Annotated in this window: 22 protein-coding genes; 2 read left to right on the top strand and 20 right to left on the bottom strand. The window is 63.7% G+C overall.

What is annotated here, in order from left to right:
- Window positions 1-50: 50 nt before the first annotated feature.
- From ACQU6B_RS04900 to ACQU6B_RS04890, 3 genes are read right to left on the bottom strand one after another with little or no spacing between them, the layout of a single operon-like run.
- Window positions 51-1,118 carry a threonine aldolase family protein gene (locus tag ACQU6B_RS04900; protein ID WP_430868930.1) on the bottom strand — a complete coding sequence of 356 codons (1,068 nt, stop codon included), beginning with the start codon at window positions 1,116-1,118 and terminating at the stop codon, window positions 51-53.
- A 21-nt stretch (window positions 1,119-1,139) separates the two neighbouring features.
- On the bottom strand, window positions 1,140-1,853 hold the full coding sequence (locus ACQU6B_RS04895; RefSeq protein WP_430868929.1) for an SDR family NAD(P)-dependent oxidoreductase: 714 nt from the start codon (window positions 1,851-1,853) through the stop codon (window positions 1,140-1,142).
- A gap of 34 nt (window positions 1,854-1,887) precedes the next feature.
- Window positions 1,888-3,336, bottom strand: coding sequence for a DUF6421 family protein (locus tag ACQU6B_RS04890; protein WP_430868928.1), 1,449 nt, complete (start codon window positions 3,334-3,336; stop codon window positions 1,888-1,890).
- A 124-nt stretch (window positions 3,337-3,460) separates the two neighbouring features.
- Here ACQU6B_RS04890 and ACQU6B_RS04885 point away from each other — a divergent pair, with 124 nt between their 5' ends.
- Both ACQU6B_RS04885 and ACQU6B_RS04880 read left to right on the top strand, forming a co-directional pair.
- A complete protein-coding gene (locus tag ACQU6B_RS04885; protein WP_430868927.1) occupies window positions 3,461-3,931 on the top strand; it encodes an Lrp/AsnC family transcriptional regulator in 471 nt (156 codons plus the stop codon).
- 42 nt (window positions 3,932-3,973) lie between these two features.
- Entirely contained in the window at window positions 3,974-4,564 is a 591-nt protein-coding gene (locus ACQU6B_RS04880; RefSeq protein WP_430868926.1) for a dihydrofolate reductase family protein, read from the top strand.
- A gap of 30 nt (window positions 4,565-4,594) precedes the next feature.
- On the opposite strand, the gene dusB is transcribed toward ACQU6B_RS04880, so the two are convergent.
- From dusB to ACQU6B_RS04795, 17 genes are all read right to left on the bottom strand, one after another.
- Complete coding sequence (gene dusB, locus ACQU6B_RS04875) at window positions 4,595-5,785, bottom strand: tRNA dihydrouridine synthase DusB (RefSeq protein ID WP_430868925.1); 1,191 nt, start codon at window positions 5,783-5,785, stop codon at window positions 4,595-4,597.
- 127 nt (window positions 5,786-5,912) lie between these two features.
- Window positions 5,913-6,611, bottom strand: a complete 699-nt coding sequence (locus ACQU6B_RS04870; protein ID WP_430868924.1) for a ribulose-phosphate 3-epimerase — start codon at window positions 6,609-6,611, stop codon at window positions 5,913-5,915.
- A gap of 33 nt (window positions 6,612-6,644) precedes the next feature.
- Entirely contained in the window at window positions 6,645-7,418 is a 774-nt protein-coding gene (locus ACQU6B_RS04865; RefSeq protein ID WP_430868923.1) for a 5-deoxy-glucuronate isomerase, read from the bottom strand.
- 35 nt (window positions 7,419-7,453) lie between these two features.
- Window positions 7,454-8,554, bottom strand: a complete 1,101-nt coding sequence (locus tag ACQU6B_RS04860) for a M24 family metallopeptidase (protein ID WP_430868922.1) — start codon at window positions 8,552-8,554, stop codon at window positions 7,454-7,456.
- A complete protein-coding gene (locus ACQU6B_RS04855) occupies window positions 8,551-9,855 on the bottom strand; it encodes a TRAP transporter large permease (RefSeq protein ID WP_430868921.1) in 1,305 nt (434 codons plus the stop codon). Before ACQU6B_RS04855 ends, ACQU6B_RS04860 begins: the two co-directional genes overlap by 4 nt.
- A complete protein-coding gene (locus ACQU6B_RS04850; protein ID WP_430868920.1) occupies window positions 9,848-10,420 on the bottom strand; it encodes a TRAP transporter small permease in 573 nt (190 codons plus the stop codon). The genes ACQU6B_RS04855 and ACQU6B_RS04850 overlap by 8 nt, the downstream gene beginning before the upstream one ends.
- 24 nt (window positions 10,421-10,444) lie before the next feature.
- Window positions 10,445-11,464: a TRAP transporter substrate-binding protein gene (locus tag ACQU6B_RS04845; RefSeq protein ID WP_430868919.1), complete on the bottom strand. Its 1,020-nt coding sequence runs from the start codon at window positions 11,462-11,464 to the stop codon at window positions 10,445-10,447.
- Window positions 11,465-11,663: 199 nt separating this feature from the next.
- Window positions 11,664-12,710: a LacI family DNA-binding transcriptional regulator gene (locus ACQU6B_RS04840; RefSeq protein ID WP_430868918.1), complete on the bottom strand. Its 1,047-nt coding sequence runs from the start codon at window positions 12,708-12,710 to the stop codon at window positions 11,664-11,666.
- A 173-nt stretch (window positions 12,711-12,883) separates the two neighbouring features.
- Window positions 12,884-13,399 (bottom strand): gluconokinase, encoded by a 516-nt coding sequence (locus ACQU6B_RS04835; RefSeq protein WP_430868917.1) that lies wholly within the window; start codon window positions 13,397-13,399, stop codon window positions 12,884-12,886.
- Window positions 13,389-14,627 (bottom strand): D-mannonate dehydratase ManD, encoded by a 1,239-nt coding sequence (gene manD / locus ACQU6B_RS04830; protein WP_430868916.1) that lies wholly within the window; start codon window positions 14,625-14,627, stop codon window positions 13,389-13,391. Before manD ends, ACQU6B_RS04835 begins: the two co-directional genes overlap by 11 nt.
- Window positions 14,628-14,731: 104 nt before the next feature.
- Entirely contained in the window at window positions 14,732-16,120 is a 1,389-nt protein-coding gene (locus tag ACQU6B_RS04825) for a mannitol dehydrogenase family protein (protein ID WP_430868915.1), read from the bottom strand.
- Window positions 16,117-17,520 carry a glucuronate isomerase gene (gene uxaC, locus ACQU6B_RS04820; RefSeq protein WP_430868914.1) on the bottom strand — a complete coding sequence of 468 codons (1,404 nt, stop codon included), beginning with the start codon at window positions 17,518-17,520 and terminating at the stop codon, window positions 16,117-16,119. Before uxaC ends, ACQU6B_RS04825 begins: the two co-directional genes overlap by 4 nt.
- Before the next feature lie 87 nt (window positions 17,521-17,607).
- Window positions 17,608-18,588 (bottom strand): LacI family DNA-binding transcriptional regulator, encoded by a 981-nt coding sequence (locus ACQU6B_RS04815; protein ID WP_430868913.1) that lies wholly within the window; start codon window positions 18,586-18,588, stop codon window positions 17,608-17,610.
- Between the two features lie 488 nt (window positions 18,589-19,076).
- On the bottom strand, window positions 19,077-20,501 hold the full coding sequence (locus ACQU6B_RS04810; RefSeq protein WP_430868912.1) for a UDP-glucose dehydrogenase family protein: 1,425 nt from the start codon (window positions 20,499-20,501) through the stop codon (window positions 19,077-19,079).
- Between the two features lie 66 nt (window positions 20,502-20,567).
- Window positions 20,568-21,821: a right-handed parallel beta-helix repeat-containing protein gene (locus ACQU6B_RS04805; RefSeq protein WP_430868911.1), complete on the bottom strand. Its 1,254-nt coding sequence runs from the start codon at window positions 21,819-21,821 to the stop codon at window positions 20,568-20,570.
- Complete coding sequence (locus ACQU6B_RS04800) at window positions 21,818-23,986, bottom strand: right-handed parallel beta-helix repeat-containing protein (protein ID WP_430868910.1); 2,169 nt, start codon at window positions 23,984-23,986, stop codon at window positions 21,818-21,820. Before ACQU6B_RS04800 ends, ACQU6B_RS04805 begins: the two co-directional genes overlap by 4 nt.
- Window positions 23,983-25,245 (bottom strand): glycosyltransferase, encoded by a 1,263-nt coding sequence (locus ACQU6B_RS04795; protein ID WP_430868909.1) that lies wholly within the window; start codon window positions 25,243-25,245, stop codon window positions 23,983-23,985. Before ACQU6B_RS04795 ends, ACQU6B_RS04800 begins: the two co-directional genes overlap by 4 nt.
- Window positions 25,246-25,257: the final 12 nt, after the last annotated feature.

The following is a 25,257-nucleotide window of genomic DNA, read 5'->3' as shown; positions in this document are numbered from 1 at the left end:
GGTCGACGTTGAGCCGTTCTTGCCATCCTGCCATGGACGCAGCAGTGACTCTAGGCGGAGGTCTCCCGAGCAATCGCCGCGAGTAGCGCGTCAATGTCGTCCTCCGAGGTGTCGAAGCTGCACATCCAGCGCACCTCGTTCTGGGCGGCGTCCCAGTCGTAGAACGCGAACGCCGCGCGCAGCCGATCCGCGACGCCGTCGGGCAGGGTCGCGAAGATGCCGTTGGCCTGCGTGGGCTGCGTGAAGGCCACCCCGTTGATGGAGCCGTCCGCCAGCCCCGCCTCGATACCGGCGCGCAAGCGCTGGGCCATCGCATTAGAGTGCGTGGCGTTGCGCAGCCACAGGTCGCCGTCGAGCAGGGCGAGCAGCTGGGCGGACACGAAGCGCATCTTCGACGCCAGTTGCATGTCGAACTTGCGTAGGAACGTCAGGCCCTGCGATGCCTCGGGACCCAGCACCACGATCGCCTCGCCGAGCATCGCCCCGTTCTTGGTGCCACCAAAGCTCAGCACGTCCACGCCTGCGTCGCGCGTGAAGGCGCGCAGCGGAACTCCGAGCGACGCCGCGGCGTTGGAGATGCGCGCGCCGTCCATGTGAAGCCGCATCCCGAGGCCGTGGGCGTGATCGGCGATCGCCGCGACCTCGTCGACGGTGTAGCGGGTGCCTAGCTCGGTCGATTGCGTGATCGACACCACCAGCGGCTGAGCGCGGTGCTCGTCACCCCAGCCCCAGGCCTCGCGGTCGATGAGCTCGGGGGTGAGCTTGCCGTCGTCCGTGGGGACGGTGAGCAGCTTGATGCCGGCCACCCGCTCGGGCGCGCCGCCCTCGTCGACGTGGATGTGCGCGGTGGCGGCAGTGACCACGGCGCCCCAGCGGGGCAGCATCGACTGCAGGCCCACCACGTTCGCGCCGGTGCCGTTGAACATCGGGTACGCCTCCACGCCCTCCCCGAAGTGGCCGGCCATCACCTCCTGCAGGCGCGCCGTGTAGGCGTCGCCGCCGTAGGCGCCCTGGTGGCCGCCGTTGGCGGCGGCGATCGCCGCGAGCACCTCGGGGTGGATGCCGGAGTAGTTGTCGGAGGCGAAGCCGCGCGAGGCGGGGTCGTGAATGGAGGTCACGGGTTTCCAATCTCTTCAGATCTAGGGGGAACTGAGGTCGACGATCGTGTCGTTGGTTTGGGAGGCGGGCGCCGTCCAGAGCCCGGCGAAGCGCCGCGCGAGCGTCTCCTCGAGTCCCGCGAGGCTTTTCACCCTGAAGATCACTGCGGCGGCGGACAGCGGACGCCCGGCATCGCGGGAGTCCTTGGCGAACCCCTGCGCGACGGCGCGCGTCCACGCCTCGGTCGCCGCCTTGACGGCCGCGTAGTTCGCTCCCCCGGCCAGTGGCCGCGAGACAGCGGTGGAGGACACCACCGCGAGTCGGCCTGCGTCGGAGCCCCGGAGGTCTGCATCGAACGCGCGGCTGACGTGGCGCAGCGCAGTGAACGACCCCTCCAGGAACCGGAAGTCCGTATCGCTTTGCCCGGCGAGCCCGCCGCCGCCGCGCCACCCGCCCACCAGGTGCAGCACTCCGTCCACGGCGCCGTCAGTCTCGCGGACCCGCTGCGCGAGCCGAATCACCGCGGATTCATCGGTCAGGTCGCACACCTCGGTGCGCACTCTCCCCCCGGCGTCGCCGCCTGGAGAGCCGGTGCTGGGCTCTGAGGCAACAACACGCAGCAGCTCGTCGAGCTTGTCGGAATCGCGACCCACGGCGATCACCTTCGCGCCGGCACTCTTGAGTTCGTGCACCGCCGCGATCCCGGACGCGCTGGTGGCGCCCGGGAGAAGCACTAGCCTGCCTGCGACGCTCATGGTCCCAGCCTCCCACGTCGTGCGTTCGTGACGGTCAAGATTCGCGACCGGTGATCCCGGCGGTAGATTCGACGACCGCCTTCATCTTCTTGTCGAGTGCCTCAAAGAACATGGACAGCGGGAACTCGTCGTCCAGCACCGCGTCGGTGTAGCCCTTGGGCAATCCCGCGAGAATCTCGTCCGGCAGCGCCCGCGCCCACACCGAGGCGGGGTGAGGCGTGAGCGTCGAGCGCACCAGGTCGTATGCCGCGAGCCAGTGCGCGGTCTTGGGCCGGTCAATCGAGCGCCAATACAGCTCGTTGATGGAGTCGCTGAGGGCGATGACCGCCCCTGGAACCTCGTCCCAGTCAAGCGCCAGGGAGGTGTCGGTCCAGTGCAGCACGCCCCGTTGGTGCAGCCAGGCGAACAGCAGCTGGCCGCCCAGTCCGTCGTAGTTGCGCACGCGCGAGCCGGTGATGGGGAAGCGGAAGATGCGGTCAAAGAGGATCGCGTATTGCACCAGCCCCGCTTGGTCGTGCGTCTCCGCCTCCACGGCCCCCAGCGTCTCGCCGGCGTCGATCCGGGCGCCGAGTCGCTTCTGGATGGCCACGCTCTCGCGGAAGGCCGTGAGGTCGCAGCGCAGTTCCTCGAGCGAGTACAGGAAGTACGGCATGCGCTGCTTGATCATGAAGGGGTCGAAAGGCAGGTCGCCGCGCATGTGGGTGCGGTCGTGAATCATGTCCCACATCACGAACGTCTTCTCGGTCAACTGTTGGTCGTCGAGCATGCGAGCGGCATCCGCAGGCAGATCGAGTTTCGTGACCTCGGCGGCGGCGCGAACCACTCGTCGGTAGCGTGCGGCCTCTCGGTCCTCGAAGATTGCCCCCCACGTGAAGTTGGGGACCTCGCGCATCGCGATGGTCTCCGGGAACAGCACGGCCGAATTGGTGTCATAGCCAGGAGTGAAATCCAGGAAGCGCAGCGACACGAACAGCTTGTTGCCGTAGTCGCCCGCCTCTAGCTGCGCGATGAACTCGGGCCAGATTGCCTCCACCAGCACCGCCTCGACGTGGCGGTTAAGCGAGCCATTCTGGGTGTACATCGGGAACACCACCAGGTGACGGGTTCCGTCCACCCGATGCTGCTGCGGCTGGAACTCGCTAAGCGAATCCAGGAAGTCTGGGACGCCGAAGCCCTGGTCCCTCCACTGCTCAAAGTCCAGCACGGACGCGGCGAGGTACTCGGAGTCGTGCGGGAAGGCTGGCGCGAGCGCGCGGATTCCGGCGATGATCTCTGCCACCAGGGTGCGGGCCTCGCCGCGGGGATCGGGGGCCGCCGCTTCCGTCGGGGCGGGAATCGACCCGTCCTTCACCTGGAGGCGCTGGATCGCGGTGGCCGCAGCCTTGAGCCGCAGCCAGGCGCCACTGGTGGGGGCGAGCGTAGCGTCCTCGACGACCTCGGGTTCGCCGACGATGAGCTGTGTCGAGTGAGCATGAATGGACATGTGAACCTCCGGTCCCTGCGCTGGGTTGGTCTCGTCCCGCAATCCTACGGGATATGTTCCTGTCAGTCACGTGTTTGACCGGAACGATTCCGGCGCACGCGCTTTCCGCTGATAGTGTCGGGCAATGGTCAACGACACCCCCGCGCGGCTCGACGACGACATCGACGCGGGCATCGTGCGGGCGGTGTCGCACGACGCCCGCGCGACGCTCGCGGAGCTTTCTGCGGCGGTCGGGCTGTCCATCTCCGCCGTGCAGGCGCGCCTGCGGCGGCTCGAGGCTCGCGGCGTCATCACGGGTTACCGCGCGCTGGTCGACGCCGAGGCGGTGGGCAAGCCGCTCGCGGCCTTCGTCGAGATCACCCCACTCGACCCGGGCCAGCCAGACAACGCCCCAGAGCTCCTCGAGCACCTCGCCGAGATCGAGGCGTGCCACTCGATTGCAGGCGACGCCGCCTACATGCTGCTGGTGCGCGTCGCATCGCCGCGGCATCTCGAGTCGCTCATCCGCGACATCCGCACCGCCGCCTCGGTCAACACCCACACCACCGTGGTGCTGCAGACGTTCTACGAGAACCGCCCAATTCTCCCCGCCTGACTCCGTTGGCAGCCAGCGCCGGGGCGGCGTAGCGTGAGGCACATGGACCCCTTGCCAGGGCGCGTGCGCGTCTACATCGCCTGCTCACTCGACGGCTTCATCGCCGACGTTCACGATGGCCTCGACTGGCTCACGCAGCCGCGCGCCGAACGAGCGCCACTCGCACGCGGCAACTGGGCCGAGCGAACCTCAGACGCGTTGGGCTACGACGACTTCATGCGGGACGTCGGTTCCATGCTCATGGGCAGGCGCACCTACGACGTGGTGTCTGCCTTTGCTCAGTGGCCCTACGGGGACACCCCGGTCATCGTCGCCACCTCGCGCCCACTGGACAACCCACCGCCCACGGTGACCACGGCATCGGCCCCCATCAAGAACCTCATCGCCGAGGCGCAAGACGCGGCCGCCGGCAAGGACGTGTACCTCGACGGCGGCAGCCTGATTCGGCAGGCGCTGGACGCAGACCAGATCGACCAGATCATCGTGACTCAGATGCCCACCGTGCTGGGGCGCGGTCACGCGCTATTCGCGGGCGCGGACAACGCCCGAGAGCTCACGGTCACCGACGTACTCAAGTTCGACGCCGGGATGGTGCAGCTTCACCTGACGCCCGTGCACGACGTCGCGAAGTAGAGATTCACCGGCGGACGATGCCGGGGCGAGTTAACCGCCGGAGACGCTCAGTTCCGCCTCGCGCAGCTTGAGCTCCATTGCCGGCGTGATGTCCTGCGTGTCGAGCCAGCCGTCCGGGCACGATGGCCGCTTGGGCGAGCCCTGACGTCCGCGCGCACCCTCGGCCCCCGCGCCCGGGTAGGGCAGGTCCAGGTCAAGGCCGTCGAGCAAGCCGCGCAGCTGCGGCAACGTCTCCACCAGGCCCAGCGAGCGACGCACGTCGCCACCAACCGGGTAGCCCTTGAAGTACCAGGCCACATGCTTGCGGATCTCCCGCATTGCCTTCTGCTCGTCGTCGTCGAAGAACGTCACCATGAGCTCGCCGTGGCGGTAGATTGTGTCGGCGACCACGCGCAGATTTGGCTGCACCCGGTCATCGCGACCCTCGAACGCGGCCTGCAGGTCCGCGAACAGCCACGGCCGGCCCTGGCAGCCACGCCCCACCACCACGCCGTCGCAACCGGTGCGTTCCACCATGCGCAGCGCGTCCTCCGCTGCCCAGATGTCGCCGTTACCCAGCACTGGGATGGTCGTCACGGCCTCCTTGAGGCGCGCGATGGCCTCCCAGTCGGCCTCGCCGGAGTAGTAGTCGGCGGCGGTGCGGGCGTGCAGCGCGACCGCCGCGACCCCCTCGGACTCCGCCATGCGGCCAGCGTCGAGGTACGTCAGGTGGTCGTCGTCAATTCCCTTGCGCATCTTCACGGTGACGGGGATGCCGTAGGGATCCGCCTCGCGCACCGCCGCGCGCACGATGTCGCGGAACAGGTCGCGCTTCCAGGGCAGGACCGCTCCCCCGCCCTTCTTGGTGACCTTGGGCACCGGGCAGCCAAAATTCATGTCGATGTGGTCGGCGCGATCCTCCTGCACCAGCATGCGCACCGCGGCGCCGATAGTCGACGGATCCACGCCGTACACCTGGACCGACCGCGGCTTCTCGTCTGGGTCGTGGTGGATGATGCGCATGGACTCGCGGGTGCGCTCGACCAGCGCCCGCGACGTCACCATCTCCGCCACGTACAGCCCGCCGCCGTGCTCGCGGCACAGCCTGCGGAACGCGGCGTTGGTGATGCCCGCCATCGGCGCGAGGATGACCGGGGTGTCGACTGTGATGGGCCCGATAGTCAGGGGTGGCAGCACACGCGTGACCGCACGGGCATCGCCGGATTTCTCAGTCATGCTCATTGGGACATTTTCTCATGCGTGGCCCGCCCCACCTTGACACTGCCCCGAGAAAAAGCCGCCCGGGCGTCTAGAGAGACACCCGGGCAGTGAGTAATACGAGTCGTGAAGAAGAGTTGAGGCGATCCCGTCAGCGAGCTATTCGCCGCAACCGATCCAACTCGGAACTGCTGGTGGGAAAGCCAGCTTTCTCCATCCGAGCATCGAACTGCTGAACGCCCTTTTTGAGCCCCAAAGCCGGGTCATAAACCGTGTAGATTCCAGTGACGAAAATCTCTGCGCCTAGTCGCGCACAAGCCTCTGCGCCTTCGTAGGTGACCCCGCCATCTATCTCAATGAGCGCGGCAGAACCTAACTTGGCCCGCAAAGCCACAAGTTCCTCGAGCCTCGCCAAGGAACCTGGCAAGAATGTCTGTCCAGCGAAGCCTGGCTCCACCGTCATGAGCACCACATAGTCTGCGAGCCCAAGGATCGGCTCCAAGAGCCCAATAGGTTGCGAAGGATTGATAGCAACACCTGCCCGCATCCCCGAAGCTTGGATGCTGGATATCGCTCGGCGAGCGAAACGCGTCGAGTCCACGGGGAAACTGACCGCATCGCAACCTGCATCCGCCAGTCGGGCAATGTAGGGCTCAACCTCGTCGACCATCAGGTGGCCATCGACGACGAGGCCTGGGTGCGCTTGCTTAATATTCTTCACCACCGACACAGGAAAACAGAGATTCGGAACGTAGTGACCGTCCATGATGTCGATGTGTATCGCCTCGACACCGCCGCTCACCATCGTGTCCAGATCAGATCCGAGTGTCAGCATGTTTGAGTTAGCCATTGAAGGCGCGTTAATCATCTCTCGTCACCCGCCCTAATCGAACTTCACGCCGTACTCAGGCTGGATCGTGAGGTCCATGAACTTCCGATCCTCCTTGGTACGCGAAGCCATAAAGTACACGTAGGACAAGCCTCCTGCAGGACTGCCCACGCTCGGGTGGTAGCCGCCAGGAACGGAGACCAAATGGCCTTCACGCACAAGGGAGACACTGTGAGGAGAGTCCATTCCATCGCCACCCTCGTAGACGAGCTGCACGCCGAACGAGCCGTCAAGCCCAAAATAGACATAGGTCTCTTCGCGCTGCTCGCCGTGCTCGTGTGGAGGCCACGCAGTCCATCCCCCGAGCTCGCCTAAGGCCTGACCGCAAAGCATCCGCTGGGAGTCGAATGGCTCATCGATGAAATCCCACACTTCGCGGCGGCTACCGTTGGCCGCGTCACCGTAGGTGTGGTGCCGGTTCGGGTCAGAGTCCACCTCGGAGAACGCAACGACCTTGAACGATGTATCCCGGTCGCACGGAGCCCAGAAGCAGACGATAGTAGCGCTGGCGCCGTCCGACGGACCTACCTCTATTTGCGAATTGCGAGGCACATAGATCATGTCCCGGTACGTCGCGTTACCCGACGCCTCGCTAGAACTGAACGTAATGCTGCCATCGATGATGATGACGACGAGCTCCTCTTGCTCCGTCTTGAGCGCCGTCTTGTCGCTCACCTGAAGCCGCTGTACCGACGTCAGCTCTTGCCCTATTTCGTGCGGCTCGAGCCTGCGCTCGAACTCGTTCGGAAGCAGATGCACACTGTTCACGAGTTCCCCTTTTCTTAGTTGAATTGAATTTGTGGTCATGCTTGCAACACGGCGGGACGCTGGCGCCCGGCGACCGCCACCGATGGCCAATTCGGGCCCGGAGCGCCTATCGCTTGGGCACCCCCGTCACGGACCAAGGCGACCTCCTCTACCTTGAATCCGGCCGCGGACGGGTTCCACGCGACGACCGCGCCGTCCAAGAGAATGGGGTCCTGGTCTCGACCTGCCAAAATCTCGCGGGGCGCAAAACCCGCCAACCCACCCTGATGATGCTCGCGCCAAGTTCCGTCGGGAAACCCCTGCTGCCGATAGGCGGCTTTTCCTGCTTCTAGACCGTCTGATAACCGCGCCCCGGGAACGCTCGCATTGAGCATCGCTGCTTCCACTTCGAGAAGACCGCGGTAGAGCTGGTGCTCGTGAGGGGCGAGGGGATCAAACGTCAAATAGCGCGTAACACTGGTCACGACCCCGTGCCGGCGAACGCCAACAGAGATCACTACCCTGCCGCAAACGGGTACAGCGCGCGGAACCGGGTGTTTGAACCGAAACTGATCCCGTCCCGACCCGACCAGAACGACCAGGGGTTCCCCATCGACCAGCAGCGCCTCGCTGGCTACCTGTGCCGCAATCTCGAGTTCGGTGAAACTCGGCGTGACGCGCAACGCAATCGTCTCGACCAGGTTCGTCACTTCAGCGGTGAGTGCCCGCAGATCGCGTCGATGCTCGGGTTGAAGAACTCGCCGAACGTCCTCTATCTGGGGGCCCAAGAACCGCAACCCGTCGCGGCGAACATCAGTACCCACGCTGCCGGATGAATCTAGGTCGTCCCAGGCGGAGCCGGACCATTCGTAAACGGAATACCGAGAGCATCCTGAGTACTTCACGTCAGTGCGCAGCGAAGCCCGGACGCGATCCGCCTCGTGTCGCGGGATCACGTAATTCACTACGCAGTCACCCGACCGCCAGTCCAACTCCACAGAGAAGCAAGGCTGATCGGCGCCGAGGCGGACGTTGCTACGGATGCCCAGAAGCCACGAAACAGTGAGCGAATCGCTTATGACCAAACGATCGACCCCGTTTTGCAAGGCCATCTCCCCCAGCAAACGGACTCTCACATCGAGACAGGTTTCTGTCATGGGGCGACAAGCCCTGCCACAGTTGGCAACCACATCGACAATGCCGGAATGAACGCGACTGCGACGAGCGCAAGTATCAAAGCGCCGTAGAACGGTAGGGCTTTGCGAGCCACCTGTTCGACGGGTTCACTCGCAATTCGGGCTCCGATAAACAGCACGTTTCCTACCGGAGGGGTAATCGAGCCAATCGCCATCGCCATGACCACAATTGCCCCGAACTGCACGGGGTGGATTCCAAAGTCGGAGATAATCGGAAGAAAGATAGGAACAAATATGAGGATCGCCGGCGTCGGATCCATAAATGTGCCGACCAGGAGCATCATGAGCAAGATCAACAACATGATGATGTATTGGTTCTCGGAAATGCCAAGCATCGCGTCGGAAACCAACTGAGGTATCCGCGCGTAGGAGAGAATCCACGCGAGTGCCCCGGAGACACCTACCAAGATCATCACCACGCTGGTGGTACGCCCGGCATCTAGAAGAATTCTTGGGAGGTCCGAGACACCGACATTGCCGTATGCAAGCGCTAGTACCAGGCAGTAAGCCACTGCTATCGCAGCGGACTCCGTGGCGGTGAAGAACCCTGCGAGAATTCCTCCCACCACCACGACGACCATCGCTAGCGATGGAACTGCACGCCACAGCACACGCAATGCCTTCTTGAACGTGAGCTCCGCACGAATTCCCTTGTACCCACGATTCACGATCATCAGCGTGATGATGCACGCCACCACCCAGATGATGCCCGGCACCACACCCGCCATGAACAACGCCGCAACCGAGGTCGAGCCCACGAGCGAGTAGACGATAAACGTATTGCTGGGAGGAATGAGCATTCCAGCAGGCGCCGAAACTACATTGACTGCAGCCGCGAGGCGAGGGTTATACCCCTCCTCCTTCATCCGCGGAACGGTAACGGACCCTACGGCCGCAGCGGCGGCGACGGCAGCCCCCGAGACGGCACCAAACATGCCGTTCGCTGCGATTGTCGTGGCGCCCAATGAACTTGGCGCGCGGCCCACCACAACTTTCGCTGCGTCGATGAGCCGCCCTGCAATACCTCCGTTAGCCATCAGCACGCCTGCGAGCACGAAGAGAGGTATCGCTAGCAACGTGAAAGAGTTCATCGCCGTGAATGTGCGGCCTGCGAGCACCTCCCCCGCATCCGAGGGCCCAAGCACAGCAACGCCCGCGAGCAAACTTGCGACACCAATACTTACAGCGATAGGCACCGAGGTAATGATGCCGATCGCGATGGTGATTGCCAAAATAAGTGCAACTACAGTCGCCTCAGCCATCATTACCATCCTTCTCAATCGCTTCTGCTTGTTTGGCAAGCGGCGGTAGGACTTGCGGCTGCTCGAGAGGGACGGTGGACCCCGCCACGGGATCCCACCGCCTTCCTCGAGCTGCCAGAACCATGTCTTGCAATGCGAACGAACTGATAAGCAAGCCCGCAATAGGCATCGCTAGATACAACTGCCCCAACTGAAAGGGCAATGCCGTTGCGTTCTGCCCCCATGCACCAACCGAAGTGAGGTAGCCGCCGATGACGAGAAGCCAGGTGCTAAACACCAGAATCACGGCGTTGACAAAGACCTCAATCGACCTGCGCGGGAGACCATGCAATTTGTTACGCAGGAGTTCCACCGCGATGTGGCCCTTCTCCGAGAACACCAGGGCAGCGCCGAAGAAGCTCAGCCACACAAAGGCGTATCTCGCGAGTTCATCAGTCCATGCAGCAGGGCTTTGCACCACTTGGCGGGTGAATACCTGCCACAAGACTGTGAGCACCAGCAGCGCAAAAAGCGCGACCACGGCCCATCGGAGTACGCCACCTACCCCACGGCGGTATCGGTTCATGAGAGCATCCTTCATTCGCTTCGACTAGGCCTGGTCACGAATTGCCTCGTACAGCGCTCGCTGCGAGTCGGTCTGGAGGCTCTCGTCCACCACCGGCTGGAGCACCGCACGGAACGCGTCCGCGTCGACTTCGTTGAACTGCGCGCCGGCCTCTTCGGTCTGCTTGATCGCGTCGGCCTGCTGCTCGTCCCAGATGTCAACGAAGGTATCGACCGAAGCCAAGAAATCCTCGTTGACGACTGCGCGGTCGGCTTCGCTCATCGAATCGAGCAGCTCCGCGTTCACCACGATGAAGTCCGAACCGATAAGGTGGTTGGTGAAGGAGAAGAACGGAGCGACTTCGTAGTGCTTCTGCGTGAAGTAGGAGACCGCGTTGTTCTCTGCACCATCGATCACTCCGCTCTGAAGCGCGGTGTACACCTCTGAAAAGGCCATCGGGGTAGCAGTACCACCCATGGCGTTGATCATGTCAATGTGTGTTTCGCTTTCCTGGACACGCACCTTGAGCTCGTCCATGTCCTCCGGAACGACCACTGGCCCCCGGCTGTTGTACAGCGAGCGTGCGCCCTGCGTGTACGCACCGAGCACGACGAGCGAGTTGCTGTCGGACAGGGAGTCGAACAGCTCCCCCGTGATCTCCGGGTCATTGATCGTCGCCATCTGGTGCTCCTCCGAGTCGAAGACCAGGGGCATGTCCAGCACGGCGAAGTCGTCGTTGACGTTCACCATCTGAGGCCCCGAGATGCTGGCAGCGCCCACTGAGCCATTGCTCACGAGCTGGACACTTTCCTGCTGCTCGCCAAGGACCCCATTGGGATAGACCTGAAAGTTGACCCGACCATCCGTGTCCGCTCGCACATCGTCTGCGAACGAGGTCAGAGCGATGAATCCCGGGTGATCTTCGGTCTGGTTGATCGAAAGCTTAATCTCTTCGCCTTCGCTATCGCTCGAGGCGACCGGGTCCGCAGATCCGCCGCTGCACGCGCCGAGGAAAAGCACACTGGCGCCCAGTACCGCACCCACTGCAATGTTATTGGTATTCACAATCTAACTCCTTTGTTGGTTGTTACCATTTTTTGTAAAATTTCTGGCTGGCATTCCTCTTCAGGGTCTTACGATCCGTACCTGAAGTCCGCGATGGAGGATATAGCCGCTCAACATTTCATCTATTTATATGATACCGGTTTCCTACTCGAATACGAAACTCACTTCGAGTGCCTGCCCGGCCGCAATAGCGCTAGCGCTATTGCGACGCCTGACTAGCTCCAGACCCGCACCCGCACGTGTTTCGTACGACGAGATCCGCTGGCAGGATGACGCTCTTCGCCGGCAGCGACTGCCCGTTGTCTGAGTCCCAGCGGGCAAGAATCCGCTCTAGTACGCGCCGGGCCGCCATCTGGCCAATCTCCCGAATCCGGCCATCAACTGTGGTCAGTTGAACCCCTGGAACCCTCGACACCCACACGTTGTCGAATCCGACCACCGCCAAGTCCTCCGGGACCTTCTTACCCACCCTTGCACAGTAGTTCATGACCCCGAGCGCGAGGAGATCATTTGCCGCGATAATCGCGGTGGGGGATCCTTCCGCAAAGATGGCCTCCGCAACGCGTTCACCACCCTCCATCGTCGCGTGATCTGCTTGGACCAGCCCCTGCGACGACTCCGCCACCCCTTGCTCGTCCATGTAGGAGCGATAAGCCTCAGCACGGTTGTGGAACGTGCCGACTTGATCAGGTCCAGCGAGGTGCCAGATCGCAGAATGTCCATGGCCACGCAGGTGGTCGAGCGCCGACCTCATTCCTCCCGCGTCATCAATTAAGACAGTGTCGGCGGCAAAATGGGCTGCCGCGCGGCTCACCAGCACAACCTCGACGTCCGCCTCGACGAGCGCGCTGAGCGCTCCCGCCTCCTTGGGAACCGCCGCGAGCAAAACCCCTTCCACCTGCCGCTGCCGGAAGGAGGAGATGATCTGCTTCTCCCGTACGGCGGAATCATCCGAGCTACCGAAGACGAGCGTGTAGCCCGCCTCGTCTGCAACGTCACTCATTCCCGCCATAAGACTCGGGTAATACGGATTGAGGAAGCTCGGAACCATCACTCCGATGGTCTTGGAGCGTCGGTTGGATAAACCTCGAGCCATAGCGTTGGGCTCATAGCCCAGTTCCTCGATCGCGGCGGCGATCCTGGCGCGAGTAGCTTCCGCGACGTAATACACATCTGCGTCCGCCATGTACTTAGACACGGTGGCACGCGAAACTCCGGCTACTGCCGCAACTTCGTTTATTGTCACGTATGGACGCATCAGCGAGTCCTTAGATGGGAACACGGTTTCTTAACTGCCTAACTGAATATTGTCATACTTGGTTTCCGCCGTCAACCACATTGAGCAAACCTCAATATTCCCTGCTGCCGAGGGGCGTGGGAAGGCCTCGATCAGACACGAGTTGGGTCGTGAAATCCCGCTCACCGTAGCGCCTCCATCACAGAGATCGCGATTGACTCGACCGGTTGGGCGACATCGACCCTGAGGCCACGCTCGTCCGCCTGGAGCGGCTCCAACGTTGCGAGCTGGGAGCCCAGGAGTGAGGCCGGCATGAAGTGATCAGTCCGCGCTACCGCCCGAGCGGCAAGGAGTTCGGGCGTCCCGTCCAGATGAACCCACATCACGTCGGGCGCGTAGGAACGGACTCGGTCGCGGTACTCGCGCCGCAGTGCCGAACAGGCGATCACGAGGCCCTCCCCTTTGGCGCTCGCAATCGCGAACCGCTCTCCGACCGCGTCTAGCCAGGGAGCACGGTCTGAGTCAGTGAGTTGATTCCCGGAAAGCATCTTCTTCTTATTTGCGGGTGGGTGAAGGTCGTCACCATCCACAAACGGCACCGCCAGGCGCGAGGCGACCTCTTGCCCTACCGTGGACTTTCCCGCTGCGGAGACGCCCATCACGACGATCAGAGGGGCCGCAGCGTGGCTACCAATCATGAACCGTTCCGTCCGCAAGTCGATTAAACGGCAGGTAGGCCTGTTCGTAAGGGTATTTCCCTGCCTCGTCCACGTCTAGTGTCACACCGAGTCCGGGCTCGTCCCCCGGGTGCAAGTAGCCGTCGTTCCAGGTATACGTCTGGTGGAAGACGGCGTTGGTCTTGGCTCCGTGCTGCATGTACTCCTGGATCCCGAAATTGTGGATCGAGAGCCCGAGGTGCATCGCCGCAGCCATCCCCACCGGGGAAACGTCCGTTGGCCCGTGCATTCCAGACTTGATTTGATACTGAGCTGCGTAGTCCAGGACTTTCTTGAGGTGTGAGATCCCACCGGTATGGGTGACAGCGGAACGCACGTAGTCAATGAGTTGTTCGCGGATTATCTGCTGGTAGTCCCAGACCGTGTTGAAGATCTCACCAATAGCAAGCGGCGTCGTCGTGTGCTGCCTCACTAACCGGAGCGCCTCCTGGTTCTCCGCGGGGGTGCAGTCCTCAAGCCAGAAGAGATCGTAAGGCTCAAGGGACTTACCGAGCTGCGCAGCCTGGATGGGCGTCATGCGGTGATGCCCGTCGTGCAGTAGCGGGAGCTCAGGGCCAAACTCGTTGCGCACGGCCTCAAACACAGTGGGGATGTGCCGCAAGTACGCGCGCGTGTCCCAGTCCTCTTGGGCAGGCAAAGCACCTCGCCGCGCGGGCTCGTGGTCGTATCTCACAGCGCTGTCCCCCGTGTCCGCGCTCTGCGAGGCGATGCCATAGATGGCATTGAGGCCGGGAACGCCAGATTGGATCCTCATCGACTTGTATCCAAGTTCCAGGTGTTCGTTCACGCTGTCGAAGATCTCAGGCATAGTCTTTCCCGACGCGTGACCATAGGCCATCAAACCCGAGCGGCTTGCGCCTCCAAGCAGCTGGTACACCGGCATGCCGGCCGCTTTTCCCTTGATATCCCAAAGCGCCATGTCGACCGCAGCGATGGCAGCCATGGTGACCGGGCCCCGGCGCCAGTAAGCGCCTCGGTACAGGTACTGCCAGATATCCTCGATCCGGCCGGCGTCTTTGCCCAGGAGCAATGGAGCAACGTGCTCCTTCAGGTACGCCACCACCGCAAGCTCACGTCCATTCAGAGTGCCGTCTCCGATCCCAACGTGGCCTTCATCCGTAGTGATTCGCAACGTCACAAAGTTTCGGTCTGGACTTGTGACGATGATTTCTGCTTTGTCGATGATCATGTTGATTCCTCGTTTCTTGTTCGGCACGACTCGCTCAGTCGCGCCTTGCGGTGGGCTCGCGTGCCCTGGGTTGGCGGATCAAATGGTGGGCGATGCTTCGCGGTTCAGGCGCGGCCCACTACCGTCGACTGCAGGTGCGCCGCGTGGCGTCGCACCTGCGCCACGAAGGCCGGGGTTGAGGCAAGCTCGTCGGAAAGCAACCGCACCAACTCAAGTACGGGATCGCGACCCTTCGATGCCATGGCGATCTGAGCCGATCGAGTGTCGCTCGCCGGTCGCGGCAACGTGGTGCTCACCGCCCACTCCGCGATGGCGATTGCACACGCGGCACCGTCTCTGCCTGCGGCTAGCTCCTGTGCTGCCACCGCGCAGGTCCTCACTTGAAACTTGGTCGACGCGTCACCTGCTATCTGAGTCAGCAGGTGGACAATGCGTGGATTATTGAAGCGCTCGCGCAGACTCGCCCGGTATGCAACGTGCTCGATTCCTGGGAGATGCGCCGCCCCTTCCTCCCAGAACGCCTCGACCATCGCCCAGACTTCCGCATCCGCGCTTGCCTCAGAAACTGATTCGTGTCCACGGTTCAGGCCCGCGGCCGCGATCAGGCTGTGCGCGCCATTCAGCAGCCACAATTTGCGTCTCTCGTATGGAAGTATGTCCTCAACAAACCGGGCGCCCGCGCTTTCCCAATCGGGCCTTCCCGCAGGAAAGACACCGCACAGCGTCCAATCGCTAAAGGGCTCCGTTACGACGGGAGCAACATCGAGCCATCCCGCTCTCTGCGCAGCCTCTTCATCGGACGGAACACTCCGCGGCGTTATTCGATCCACCGAGGTCGACACGAAGGAGACGTTGTCCTGTATCCAGCCAACGAGTGTCTCGTCGACATGTGCGGCCAGCGCGAGAAGGCCGGTACGTAGCCACCAACCATTGTCAGGAACGTTATCGCAGGGCACCACCGATATTGGGCCCGCGCCACTGGAGCGCCGCACCTGGAGCGCGAAGAGCAACCGCCCTAGCGCAGTAGTCGGGTTAGCTTGCACGATTCCATGCGTGAGCATGTTCTTCATGTCCGCCTCGAGCTCCGGATCCGAGGTGTTTAGTCCGCCGCTCGCAGTGAGGCGGTAGCCTGCCTCCGTCACCGTGGTGGAGAGTATGGCGACCTCCGACCGACCGAGATACGAGGCAAGTGCATCAAGCTCGGCCCCTGAGTGTGCCGCGACGATGCTGGACACCACCTCTACCTGGTCACCGGTGGCTCCCCGTGTCACCAGGCAATACAGGCCATCTTGCGAGCTAAGAACCTCGGCAGCTTGCGCACTTCTGCCGGTGAAGGCCGCGATCCCCCACTCCGAGGCGTCACTTGAATGTGCCGTGTACCAGGCTTCGTGGGCGCGGTGAAAAGCACCGAGACCTAGATGAACGATTCTTACGCGCGGGCTTTGGAGCCCTTGAGAAGAGCGGCTGAGAATTATGGGGTTTGCTGGGCTCACAGTTTGAACACCTCACGTGGGATGGCATCGACCAGATCAACGATTATTCGTTCCGCTGCTGGCATGGTGACGCGCCCCTCTGCAACGAGGCGCGCTAAGAAACCTGCGTCGAGCCTGCGTGAGGCGTCGTGACGCACGGGAATGGACAGAAACGCGCGGGTATCGTCAACGAATCCCGACGTCTTGTAGAAACCAGCAGTCTCGGTCACAGCCGAGCGGAACCGCTGCGTCGCATCTGGCGCGTCCAGGAACCACCAGGGTGCGCCCACATAGACGCTCGGGTAAAAGCCGGCCAGCGGAGCCAATTCCCGTGAAAAAGCAGACTCATCGACAGTGAATAGCACCAAGTTCAACGTCGGCTCGGCTCCGAAGTGCTGCAAGAGGGGCCGCAGATTGTTGGTGAAATCAGTGCGAACAGGAATGTCGTGCCCGGTATCAGGTCCATATTTGGCGAAGGTAGGGGTGTGGTGGTTGCGGAATACACCGGCATGGATCGTCATCACCAGACCATCCTCGACGCTCATCTTTGCCATCTGAAAGAGCAGGTGGCCTCTCAAGACCCTTGCTTGGCTCACATCGAGCTCGCAGCGCATAGCTCCCTGGAACAGACGCTCAGCTTCATTCGAGTCGATGTCCGCAGTGAATGGCTCCACCACCCCATGGTCGGCGGAAACCGCACCGTGGGCGATGAAGTGGTCTCGCCGGACTCGCATCGCGTAGAGAAATGAGCTAAATGTAGTGGAGTTGTGGCCGGCCACACCAAGCAACCGTTTTGCGTTTGAGACGAAGTCGGGAGAAGCCGGGTCAATGTACGCGTCTGGTCGGAACGTCGGTAGGACCGCGCCCGCAAGCTGCCCGCCGTCACGCAATGCCGCGTGATACTCGAGAGAGTCGAGCGGATCGTCCGTTGTCGCAAGTGCCGAAATATTGAAGGAATTGAAAAGTGCCTGCGGAAGAAACTCCGCCGAGGCCAAGGCCGCCTCGATGATGTCGTATGTGACGTCGGCGTCCGCTCCGGTCAGCTCACCGGAGATACCAAATTGTTGGGAGAGCTCCTGAGTCAACCAGTACGACGACGCCGTCCCGGTGAACTCGTGCCAGCGCTCGCAAAATAGGCGCCACACCGCCCGCGGGTCAGAGACCTCATCGCCCTGTCCGAGTTCGGAGAGGCCGACACCCCGCGAGTGCATGACTCGCGTCACGTAGTGGTCTTTGAGGATCAGCAGTTCCGCGGGATTCGCGAAAGGCCGATTCTCGGCGAGAGCCCTGGCTTCGACGTGACCATGCGGAGACAGGATGGGAAGTTCCGCGACTCGGTCGTACAAGTCGCTGGCTATGGCACGGGTGCCTGGTTCTGAAGGGAACAGTCGATGTGCGTCGTTGAACGGCTGCGTTCTCATGTGCACTATTTGACATGGAAAAGCCTTGCTTGTCAACCGGTTGCCAAAAGACCGCTTGGCAACCATGACTCCCACCGTCGGATGCGGCTAAGGACCGACCTTCGGCCCAGTCGAGTCTCGTACCACCAGGGTGGACACCAACTCTTCGAGTTCGGGCACTTCCTTGTAGACCCCGATCTCCGCCAAGAGAATATCGATGGCCTGCTCCCCCGCCGCGGCCAGATCCACCCGCACAGTAGTGAGCGATGGGACCATGAACTCGGCACCAAAAATGTCGTCGAATCCGGCAACGCTGAGTTCAGAAGGAATCCGCACCCCTCGGTCGCGGGCCACTTGAATCAGGCCGATCGCGAGCAAATCGTTGAAGGCGATCACGGCGGTGGCCGGCGAAGCGGACACCCGGTCGAACGCTGCCTTGCCTCCATCAATTGTTGGCGAGTTCGGGCCAATCTCGAAGATCGAAACGCCTAGCTGCCTTGCCTCCACCAACAACGCCTCCCACCGTCTCGCGCTCGTCCATGAGTCCCGTGGCCCGGAGAGGAACGCAACCGCCTCGTGACCAAGTGCCACCAGATGAGAGAGAAGCTCGGCCGCACCAGTACGAATAGTAGGCTCGACACTCCTGATGCCCTCGGCTGCCCGGTTGATCATGACTAGTTTCTTGCGTCGAGCTAGCTTCGCTAGATCGGAATCAGTAAGCCGCGTGGTCGCCAATACAATGCCATCTACGGCTGGCGCGATGCGCGCTACCGTTGCCGCCTCTACGGCCCCGGACTCTTGAGACTCGGAAATCACGAGCGTGTAGCCAGCTTTCGCTGCGGCTCGCTCAGCGCCTCGGACTATGCCAAACACAACTGGATTCGTAATGTCGGCCACGACCAACGCGATCGTGTTGGTTCGGCCCGTGGGAAGCGCGCGCGCCATGGGGTTGACGTGGAAGTCAAGCTTCTCCGCCGCGGCGCGGATCCTCGCTTCCGTCGCCGCCGATACCCTTCCGGGCTGATTAAGTGCCCGGGACACCGTCGACGGGCTCACTTTCGCCAGATCGGCAATATCATAAATGGTCACTGCCCCGGAACGCGACGTCTTCCGCGATGATTTGGGGCCGCTTTGCGGCTCGAGCATGATGCTTAACCCCTCCCACTTAGGCCTCTGATGCTACCGGTTGCCAAGCGGTTTTGCCGCGCAAACTCACGACCCGCGCCAACACCTCAAACCCTAGTTCAATACGACGTTCATCGGGATCTCCCCACCAATGCGTGCCGCCATGCCGCGGTCGAGGCACTTTTGCCAATTGAAGACCTCCGGACTCCCAATCCCACGACATATCGGCTCCGGAAGGCCCAGTTGGCCAACTGGAACTGGTGGGTCCAAGACTCAACCCGACTGGTCTACATTACGGGGCGTCCATCCCCAGCAGCTGGTCAGTTGCCGCCGAGCCCTCCGCCTATTCGAAGTCATTGGGGCCCTCACAGGGGCGCACGTCCGCCCCGGTCGCTGAGGGAGCCCCGGGGCGGACGGCATCGCGGCGGCTGGGAGGAGCGGCCGCAATTCTGTTACGCCGTGGCGGACACCTGATCCTTCGCGTCCTCCACCAGGCGCACGGTGGCGGGCTGGGCTGGTCGACCCAGCGCCCGGTACTCCCAACCGGCGGCACGGTAGGCGTCGGCATCCAGCGCGTGCCGGCCGTCGACGATCGCCCGGCGGGCTACCAACACGCCCATCATTTCCGGGTCGGCGTCGCGGAACTTCTGCCACTCCGTCAGCAGCACCACCACGTCGGCGTCGCGGATGCACTCGGCAAAGTTGGGTGCGTATTCGAGTTGCGGGTACGCGCGACGGGCGTTGTCCATCGCCTCCGGATCGAACACCACGACACTCGCGGACTCGGCCCGCATCATGTCGGCCACGTCGAGCGCCGGCGCGTCGCGGATGTCGTCGGAGTTGGGCTTGAACGCGGCACCGAGGGCGGCGATGCGCTTGCCCTTGAGGTCCCCTCCGGCGAGTTCACGCACCAGGTCGACGGTGCGGCGTCGCCGACGATTGTTGATGGCGTCGACCTCGTGAAGGAAGGCCACCGCCTGCCCGGCGCCCAGCTCCTCGGCGCGGTGGGCGAAGGCGCGGATGTCCTTGGGGAGGCAGCCCCCGCCAAAGCCCAGTCCTGGCTTGAGGAACCGAGAGCCGATGCGGTCGTCGTAGCCGAGCGCGGAGGCGAGCAGGTTCACGTCTGCGCCGGTGACCTCGCAGACTTCCGCCATCGCGTTGATGTAGGAAATCTTCGTGGCGAGGAACGAGTTCGCGGCCACCTTGACGAGTTCGGCCGTCTTCATGTCGGCCACGACGACGGGAGTGTCCGCGGCGAGGATGGGCTCGAATGCCGCCCGCAGCATCTCCTCCGACCATTCGGATTGCACCCCGAAGACCAGCCGGTCCGGGTGCAGCGTGTCCTGCACCGCGTAACCCTCGCGCAGGAACTCGGGGTTCCAGGCGAGCTCCACGAGCTCCGGATTGGGCGACGTCAGGCACACGATGTCGGTCAGCCTTTCGGCCGTGCCCACCGGCACCGTCGACTTTCCGACCAGCAGCGCCGGCTTCGTGATGCGCTTGGCCAACTCCGTAAAGGCGCTTTCCACATACTCGAGGTTCGCGGCGTGCGACCCCTCGAGCTGGGGGGTTCCGACGCAGATAAAGTGCACGTCACCGAACTCGGCCGCCTCGTCGAAGGAGGTGGTAAAGCGCAGCCGTCCGGTCTCCAACACCTCCGCGAGGAGTTCCGGCAGGCCGGGCTCGAAGAACGGGACCTCGCCCGCGGCGAGTCGATCGATCTTGGCCTGGTCAATGTCGACACCGAGCACCTCGTACCCGAGTGACGCCATCGCGACAGCGTGGGTGGCACCGAGGTAGCCAGTGCCGACCACGGTGAGCCGCGGCTTGGCTGGGACGTTGTTCTCGTCGAGGGCAGTGGGAATGGTGGTAGACATTATTTCTCCTCATGGTTGGTGTGCATGGTGCGGTGGACATACGGAACGCCCCTCACGGACCCCGTATTAGATGCAGGCAACATTTGAATACCCCTCAGCCGCGTTGGTGACGATGTTCGAACACGCGACCACGTTGTCGAGGGAGGGCGTCAGCGAGATGCCGTACCCGGGGCCGCCGACGTCAGCGACGTTGTCGCGGAAGACGTTCCCCGCGCCCCATCCCTCCAGGATTTCGTGCGTCTGAAAGCCGTCGTTGGGCGATGACTCGCCCACGTTTCCCTCAATCAGCCACTGATTGCCCTTGACGTCGACCCAGGAGTCCCCGCCGTCGGACGTCACGGCGGAGCCGTCAAAACTGTTGCCGCGGATGGCGCCGTTCGAGGTGCCCTCCTTCACGTCGATGGCCTCAGCGGTGACGTCGTAGATCGTGTTGTCCTGGATCAGGTTTCGGTCGGAGTTATCTGGCTTGCAGTCGGTGATGTCGCACCAGTTGCTCTGGGCGGTTCCGACGTAGACGCCCTCCCCGTACTTGTCGCGGCGCAGCCCGGTATCGAAGATCGTGTTCCCGATCACCGCGTTGTCCGAGCTGTGCCCGCGCAGGTGGATGGCCTCGTCGCCGATCTGGTGAACGGTCAACCCGGCGATCACGCTGCCCTGGCTTCCATCAGCCATGACGCCCTTCTGGCCGTTGCGGACCGTGAATCCCAACAGGGTCCAGTGAGAGGCGCCGTCAAGGTGGAGGACGTACCCCTCCTTGGGGCCCCCGGAATCCAGGATCGCGTCCTGGGACCCGCACAGCACGATCGGCTCGGAGCTGGTGCCCGAGGCCTCGGCGACGAAGTTGCCCTCGTAGACGCCGTCCGCCATCCCGATCACGTCGCCCGGCTGAGCGGCCTCCAGAGCCTCGGCCAGCGCATCGGCCGTCCCCACGTTCACGGTCGCGGCCGGGCAACGCGGCACCTGGGCCGCGGGGGGCGCCGCGGAGACCACCGCAGCCGCCGATGCCGCCGTCCCCTCGGACTCCTTGGTGGAGGGCTTAGCATCGTTCTGGACGTCCTGCGAGCCCTCCGCCGCAGCTGCCCCAACACCCTCGGCGTCGAGCGTCCCGGAGCCGCAGCACTCCAACGTCGACGGTGCCGTCGGCTCGACGGCGGTCGGCGAGGAGGACGCCTCGCCCGGTGAGGGAGCACCAGCCAGAGAGGATCCGGCTCCCGATGCGGACGCGTGTTGGGCGGTGGAGATCAGGGCGACAGGTGCCGCGACCACGAGCGCGCCGACCGCGGCGGCGCACGCGGCGATCATCCACTCCCGCCGGTTCATACGCCCACCGATTCGTGGTCCGTCGCCGAGAACCTACGGGGTAGCCCCACACGGGTCACGCCACCGTCTTCGCGCCGGGCGCGACCGGGGTTCGCCACGGAAGGCTGGGGAGCCTCCGTCCCAGCGACCGGTGCGTGAACCGGCACCGCGGGACCCGCCGCTTCGGGGGCCTCCCTATCCGAGAGGTCAGCCGATCCGGGAACGTTGACTCCCGGAACCGAGGATGGGTCCACCATTCCGCGCGTGAGTTCTGACAGCGGGGTCCGACCACGGTAAGGGTGTCGCACCCCATGCCTGCGGTGCCTGATCCCGAGGACGGCGGTCAGGATCAGCAGCCCCCCGAGCAGGATCCACATCATGGTCAGCGGCTTGGTGACGGAGTCGACAACGACCTGCTGGACGCTCTTGGTGCTCCACTGCGCCAGGTCGTTGTCGCCCTGAACCGCCACGGCATCGGCGCGGAACACATCGATGGCCGACGCGCCCACTCCCGCAATGGTGTTCTTGGCGACGACGCTGCCGTCGGTGAGGCCGGTGATGGTCACGCCGTGATTCGTGACGCCCCAGATGTCGTTGCCGTTGACATTGACGATCGAGTCGCGGGCGTACACGCCCGTGACGGTTTCGGAGATCTCGTTGCCTGCGAGTTCCACCTGGGAGCCGTCGCGGACCGCGACCCCCTGCTTGGCGGGCCCACTGATGGCGTTGTCTTGAAGTGCGACAGCCTGTGCGCCGTCGCGCACCACGATGCCGAATTGACCGCCGTTCGTGGCGTTGCGCGTGAGGGCGATATCGGTGCCGCCGCTCAACTCGATTCCCGTGTCCGCGTTGGAACTGGCCACGCTGTCGCGCACCGTATGGGCGCCGTACGACTCGGTGGACAGGCCCACCGCCGATGGCCCGGTGGCGAGCGGCGCGGCGTTGATCGTGATGCCGTTGTTGCCGTTGCCGTCCGCGGTGACGGAGTCGAGCAGAATGCCGTTCGAGCCACGGGAGATCCGGAATCCGTCTCCGGCGTTGCGGCTCGACTCCGTGTTGACGACGTTGGAGCTCTTGACCTCGCGGTGGAAGACGACGCCGTCGACCAGGCTCTCGGAGACGTAGCTGTCCCGAATCTCCACCTGCTCAGCGTTCGACACGAACATTCCGAAGGCGTTGCCTACCGCGCTCACGTTGGAGATCCACGCCGTGACACCCAACGGAATGAGGCCCTCGCCTGTGCCGGGGTCCACGACCGCCTCGTCGGTGGGGGCCGCCAACGACGTCGCCGTGGCCTCCCCCGCGCTTTCGGTAGCGATGCCGCCTCCCTGCTCGGGCGCAGTGGCCGCGTCTGTACCGACGCCTGCGGCGGGTTCCGGGCTGTCCGGCGACGATGCGCCGCCTACCGCATCGATCCCGGCGACTAGGCCGAAGACCTCGTCTGTGCCCGTGAGCGCCAGTCCCCCGGTATTGCCGCTCCAGAATCCGAGGTCATCGAGCTGCGCGTTGGAGATTGAGATCTGTCCGCCGATGGCCCGCAGATACGCGCGCCCATCCGACGTGTCTAGGTCGGTCTGACCCTGCGGCGCGTCCCAGCTGCGCACGCGCGCTGGTGACTCCGCGCTGCCCTGGATCACGAGCGAACCGCCCAGGGAGATGACCGAGACGAAGCCCTCGGGCTGGCTCGCGAGCAGGAGCTCGACCGGGCCGCGAGCGGAGACCAGGAACGTCGCCCCCGGCAGAATCGCGACGTTCTCATTGAGCCGGAAGGTGCCGCCGCCGAGGTTTGCGACGGACTGCGGAGCCAGTTCGCTCAGCTCGTCAAGCGTGTAGGGGCCAGTGCGGGCGGTGAGCACGAGTGTCGACACCGCGCTCCCACTCACGCGGAAGGGCCTGGTCGTATCCAACTCGGGGACGAGCGTGCCCGATGCCACCAGGTCGATGTCGACCAGTCGGCGATCCTCCGCCGCCACCAGCGCCGCCTCCGCGGCCGGGTCACCCGGGTAGACGTACTCCGTCTCCGGGTCCAGTTCTGCCTGCGGCTCTGCCTCCTGATCGGCACCCAGCAGCGGGGCCCCCGTGCCCTCATCGTCGTCGAGGGACGATGCCGCGCCAGCCGGCGCCGCTACCAGCGCCAGGATCGAGGCGAGCCCGATGGCGACAGCCGTGGTGCGGAACCGCATCATGAGGACACCCCCGCGGGGACCGGGTCGGAGGTCGACGTCAGCGTCGAGGAAGATTGCCCCTCGCCGCCCACCCCGTCAGCACTCCTGGTGAGCCACCCCTGCTTGTTCATGGTGACGAACGCGTAGAGCTTGATCGGTAGGGCGATGAAGATGACGGTGAGAACCATGAGGGGCAGCAGGAAGATGTCGCTCGGGTTGCGCCGCAGGTTTGACCAGCCGCGGATGCCGCGCCCCAGCATCATCCAGGTCGCCACGATCACGAAACCCTGCCAGGTCGCCTCGAAGCGTGAGAGGAACAGGTAGCCCAGCGTGAGGCCCATCGTCACGGGGGTCAACAGGATCTGGAGGATCGTCACCTTCGTCACGAACGGCATCTTCCACAGCCACCCCTTGGCCCCTGCGGTGAAGTACGTGCGGTAGGAGTTACGGCTCCAACGCACGCGCTGCTTGATGAAGGCGCGGAAGCTCGACGGGAACATAGACACCGCGCGAGCGGTGGACTGATGCACTGTCTTGTAGCCAGAGGCGAGCACGAGCCAGGTGAGCCGGCCGTCGTCGCCCGCGACGCATCGGCGGCCTAGGAAGAACTCATTCTCGAGGTTGTCAAGGACCGGCATGACGGCCTCGCGACGGTAGATCGCCGTGCGGCCCGAGATGCACGGCACCGCCCCCGCGCGCCCCATGGCGGGCACGTAGTCGTAGTAGCGCAAGTTGACCAGCCAGTCGGCCGTGCGGCGCCAGATGCTCGAGTTGCGCTCGAAAACGTTCTGCTGGGTGCTGCAGCCACCCACTTCCGGGTCCGCGAACGGCATCTGCCCGGCCTGCAACAGCCCGGGCTCCCACCAGGTGTCAGAGTCGACCAGGAACAGAATCTCCGAGGTAGCGAGACGAATCCCGCAGCCCAGCGCCGAGCGCTTGCCCACGTGGTGGAACAGCACCGCCGTGACACGGTCATCCCCTAGCGCGGTGATGCGGTTGTAGGCCTCGACGTCCGCGACATCGAGCACGATGATGATTTCGGTGGGGTTCTGGCTGCGCCACGAGTCGAGGCACCGGAGCAGGATGTTCGGGTCCTCGTGATACGACGGGACGATCACGGACGTGGTGGTGCGGAAGTCGGTCACGATGGGCCGAGCTCGCCGCGACAGGATCACCCGGTAGAGCCACAATCCCCAGACGATCGATCCCGCGATGGCGAGCGGAAAGAACGCCCTCACGTTGTCAAACAGGTCCTTGCCCTCAGCAAGCAGCGTGTCCATAGACACACCTCC

This window comes from Demequina aurantiaca (assembly GCF_050598105.1).
GTDB lineage: Bacteria > Actinomycetota > Actinomycetes > Actinomycetales > Demequinaceae > Demequina > Demequina aurantiaca_A.
Note: the sequence above shows the minus strand (reverse complement) of the source record. Positions and strands in the feature narration are given on the sequence as shown.

Coding starts and splice junctions, on each gene's coding strand:
- ACQU6B_RS04895 (WP_430868929.1), bottom strand. CDS start 1,853: ATGAGCGTCGCAGGCAGGCTAGTGCTTCTCCCGGGCGCCACCAGCGCG.
- ACQU6B_RS04890 (WP_430868928.1), bottom strand. CDS start 3,336: ATGTCCATTCATGCTCACTCGACACAGCTCATCGTCGGCGAACCCGAG.
- ACQU6B_RS04885 (WP_430868927.1), top strand. CDS start 3,461: ATGGTCAACGACACCCCCGCGCGGCTCGACGACGACATCGACGCGGGC.
- ACQU6B_RS04880 (WP_430868926.1), top strand. CDS start 3,974: ATGGACCCCTTGCCAGGGCGCGTGCGCGTCTACATCGCCTGCTCACTC.
- dusB (WP_430868925.1), bottom strand. CDS start 5,785: ATGAGCATGACTGAGAAATCCGGCGATGCCCGTGCGGTCACGCGTGTG.
- ACQU6B_RS04870 (WP_430868924.1), bottom strand. CDS start 6,611: ATGGCTAACTCAAACATGCTGACACTCGGATCTGATCTGGACACGATG.
- ACQU6B_RS04860 (WP_430868922.1), bottom strand. CDS start 8,554: ATGACAGAAACCTGTCTCGATGTGAGAGTCCGTTTGCTGGGGGAGATG.
- ACQU6B_RS04855 (WP_430868921.1), bottom strand. CDS start 9,855: ATGGCTGAGGCGACTGTAGTTGCACTTATTTTGGCAATCACCATCGCG.
- ACQU6B_RS04850 (WP_430868920.1), bottom strand. CDS start 10,420: ATGAACCGATACCGCCGTGGGGTAGGTGGCGTACTCCGATGGGCCGTG.
- ACQU6B_RS04835 (WP_430868917.1), bottom strand. CDS start 13,399: ATGATTGGTAGCCACGCTGCGGCCCCTCTGATCGTCGTGATGGGCGTC.
- manD (WP_430868916.1), bottom strand. CDS start 14,627: ATGATCATCGACAAAGCAGAAATCATCGTCACAAGTCCAGACCGAAAC.
- uxaC (WP_430868914.1), bottom strand. CDS start 17,520: ATGAGAACGCAGCCGTTCAACGACGCACATCGACTGTTCCCTTCAGAA.
- ACQU6B_RS04810 (WP_430868912.1), bottom strand. CDS start 20,501: ATGTCTACCACCATTCCCACTGCCCTCGACGAGAACAACGTCCCAGCC.
- ACQU6B_RS04805 (WP_430868911.1), bottom strand. CDS start 21,821: ATGAACCGGCGGGAGTGGATGATCGCCGCGTGCGCCGCCGCGGTCGGC.
- ACQU6B_RS04800 (WP_430868910.1), bottom strand. CDS start 23,986: ATGATGCGGTTCCGCACCACGGCTGTCGCCATCGGGCTCGCCTCGATC.
- ACQU6B_RS04795 (WP_430868909.1), bottom strand. CDS start 25,245: ATGGACACGCTGCTTGCTGAGGGCAAGGACCTGTTTGACAACGTGAGG.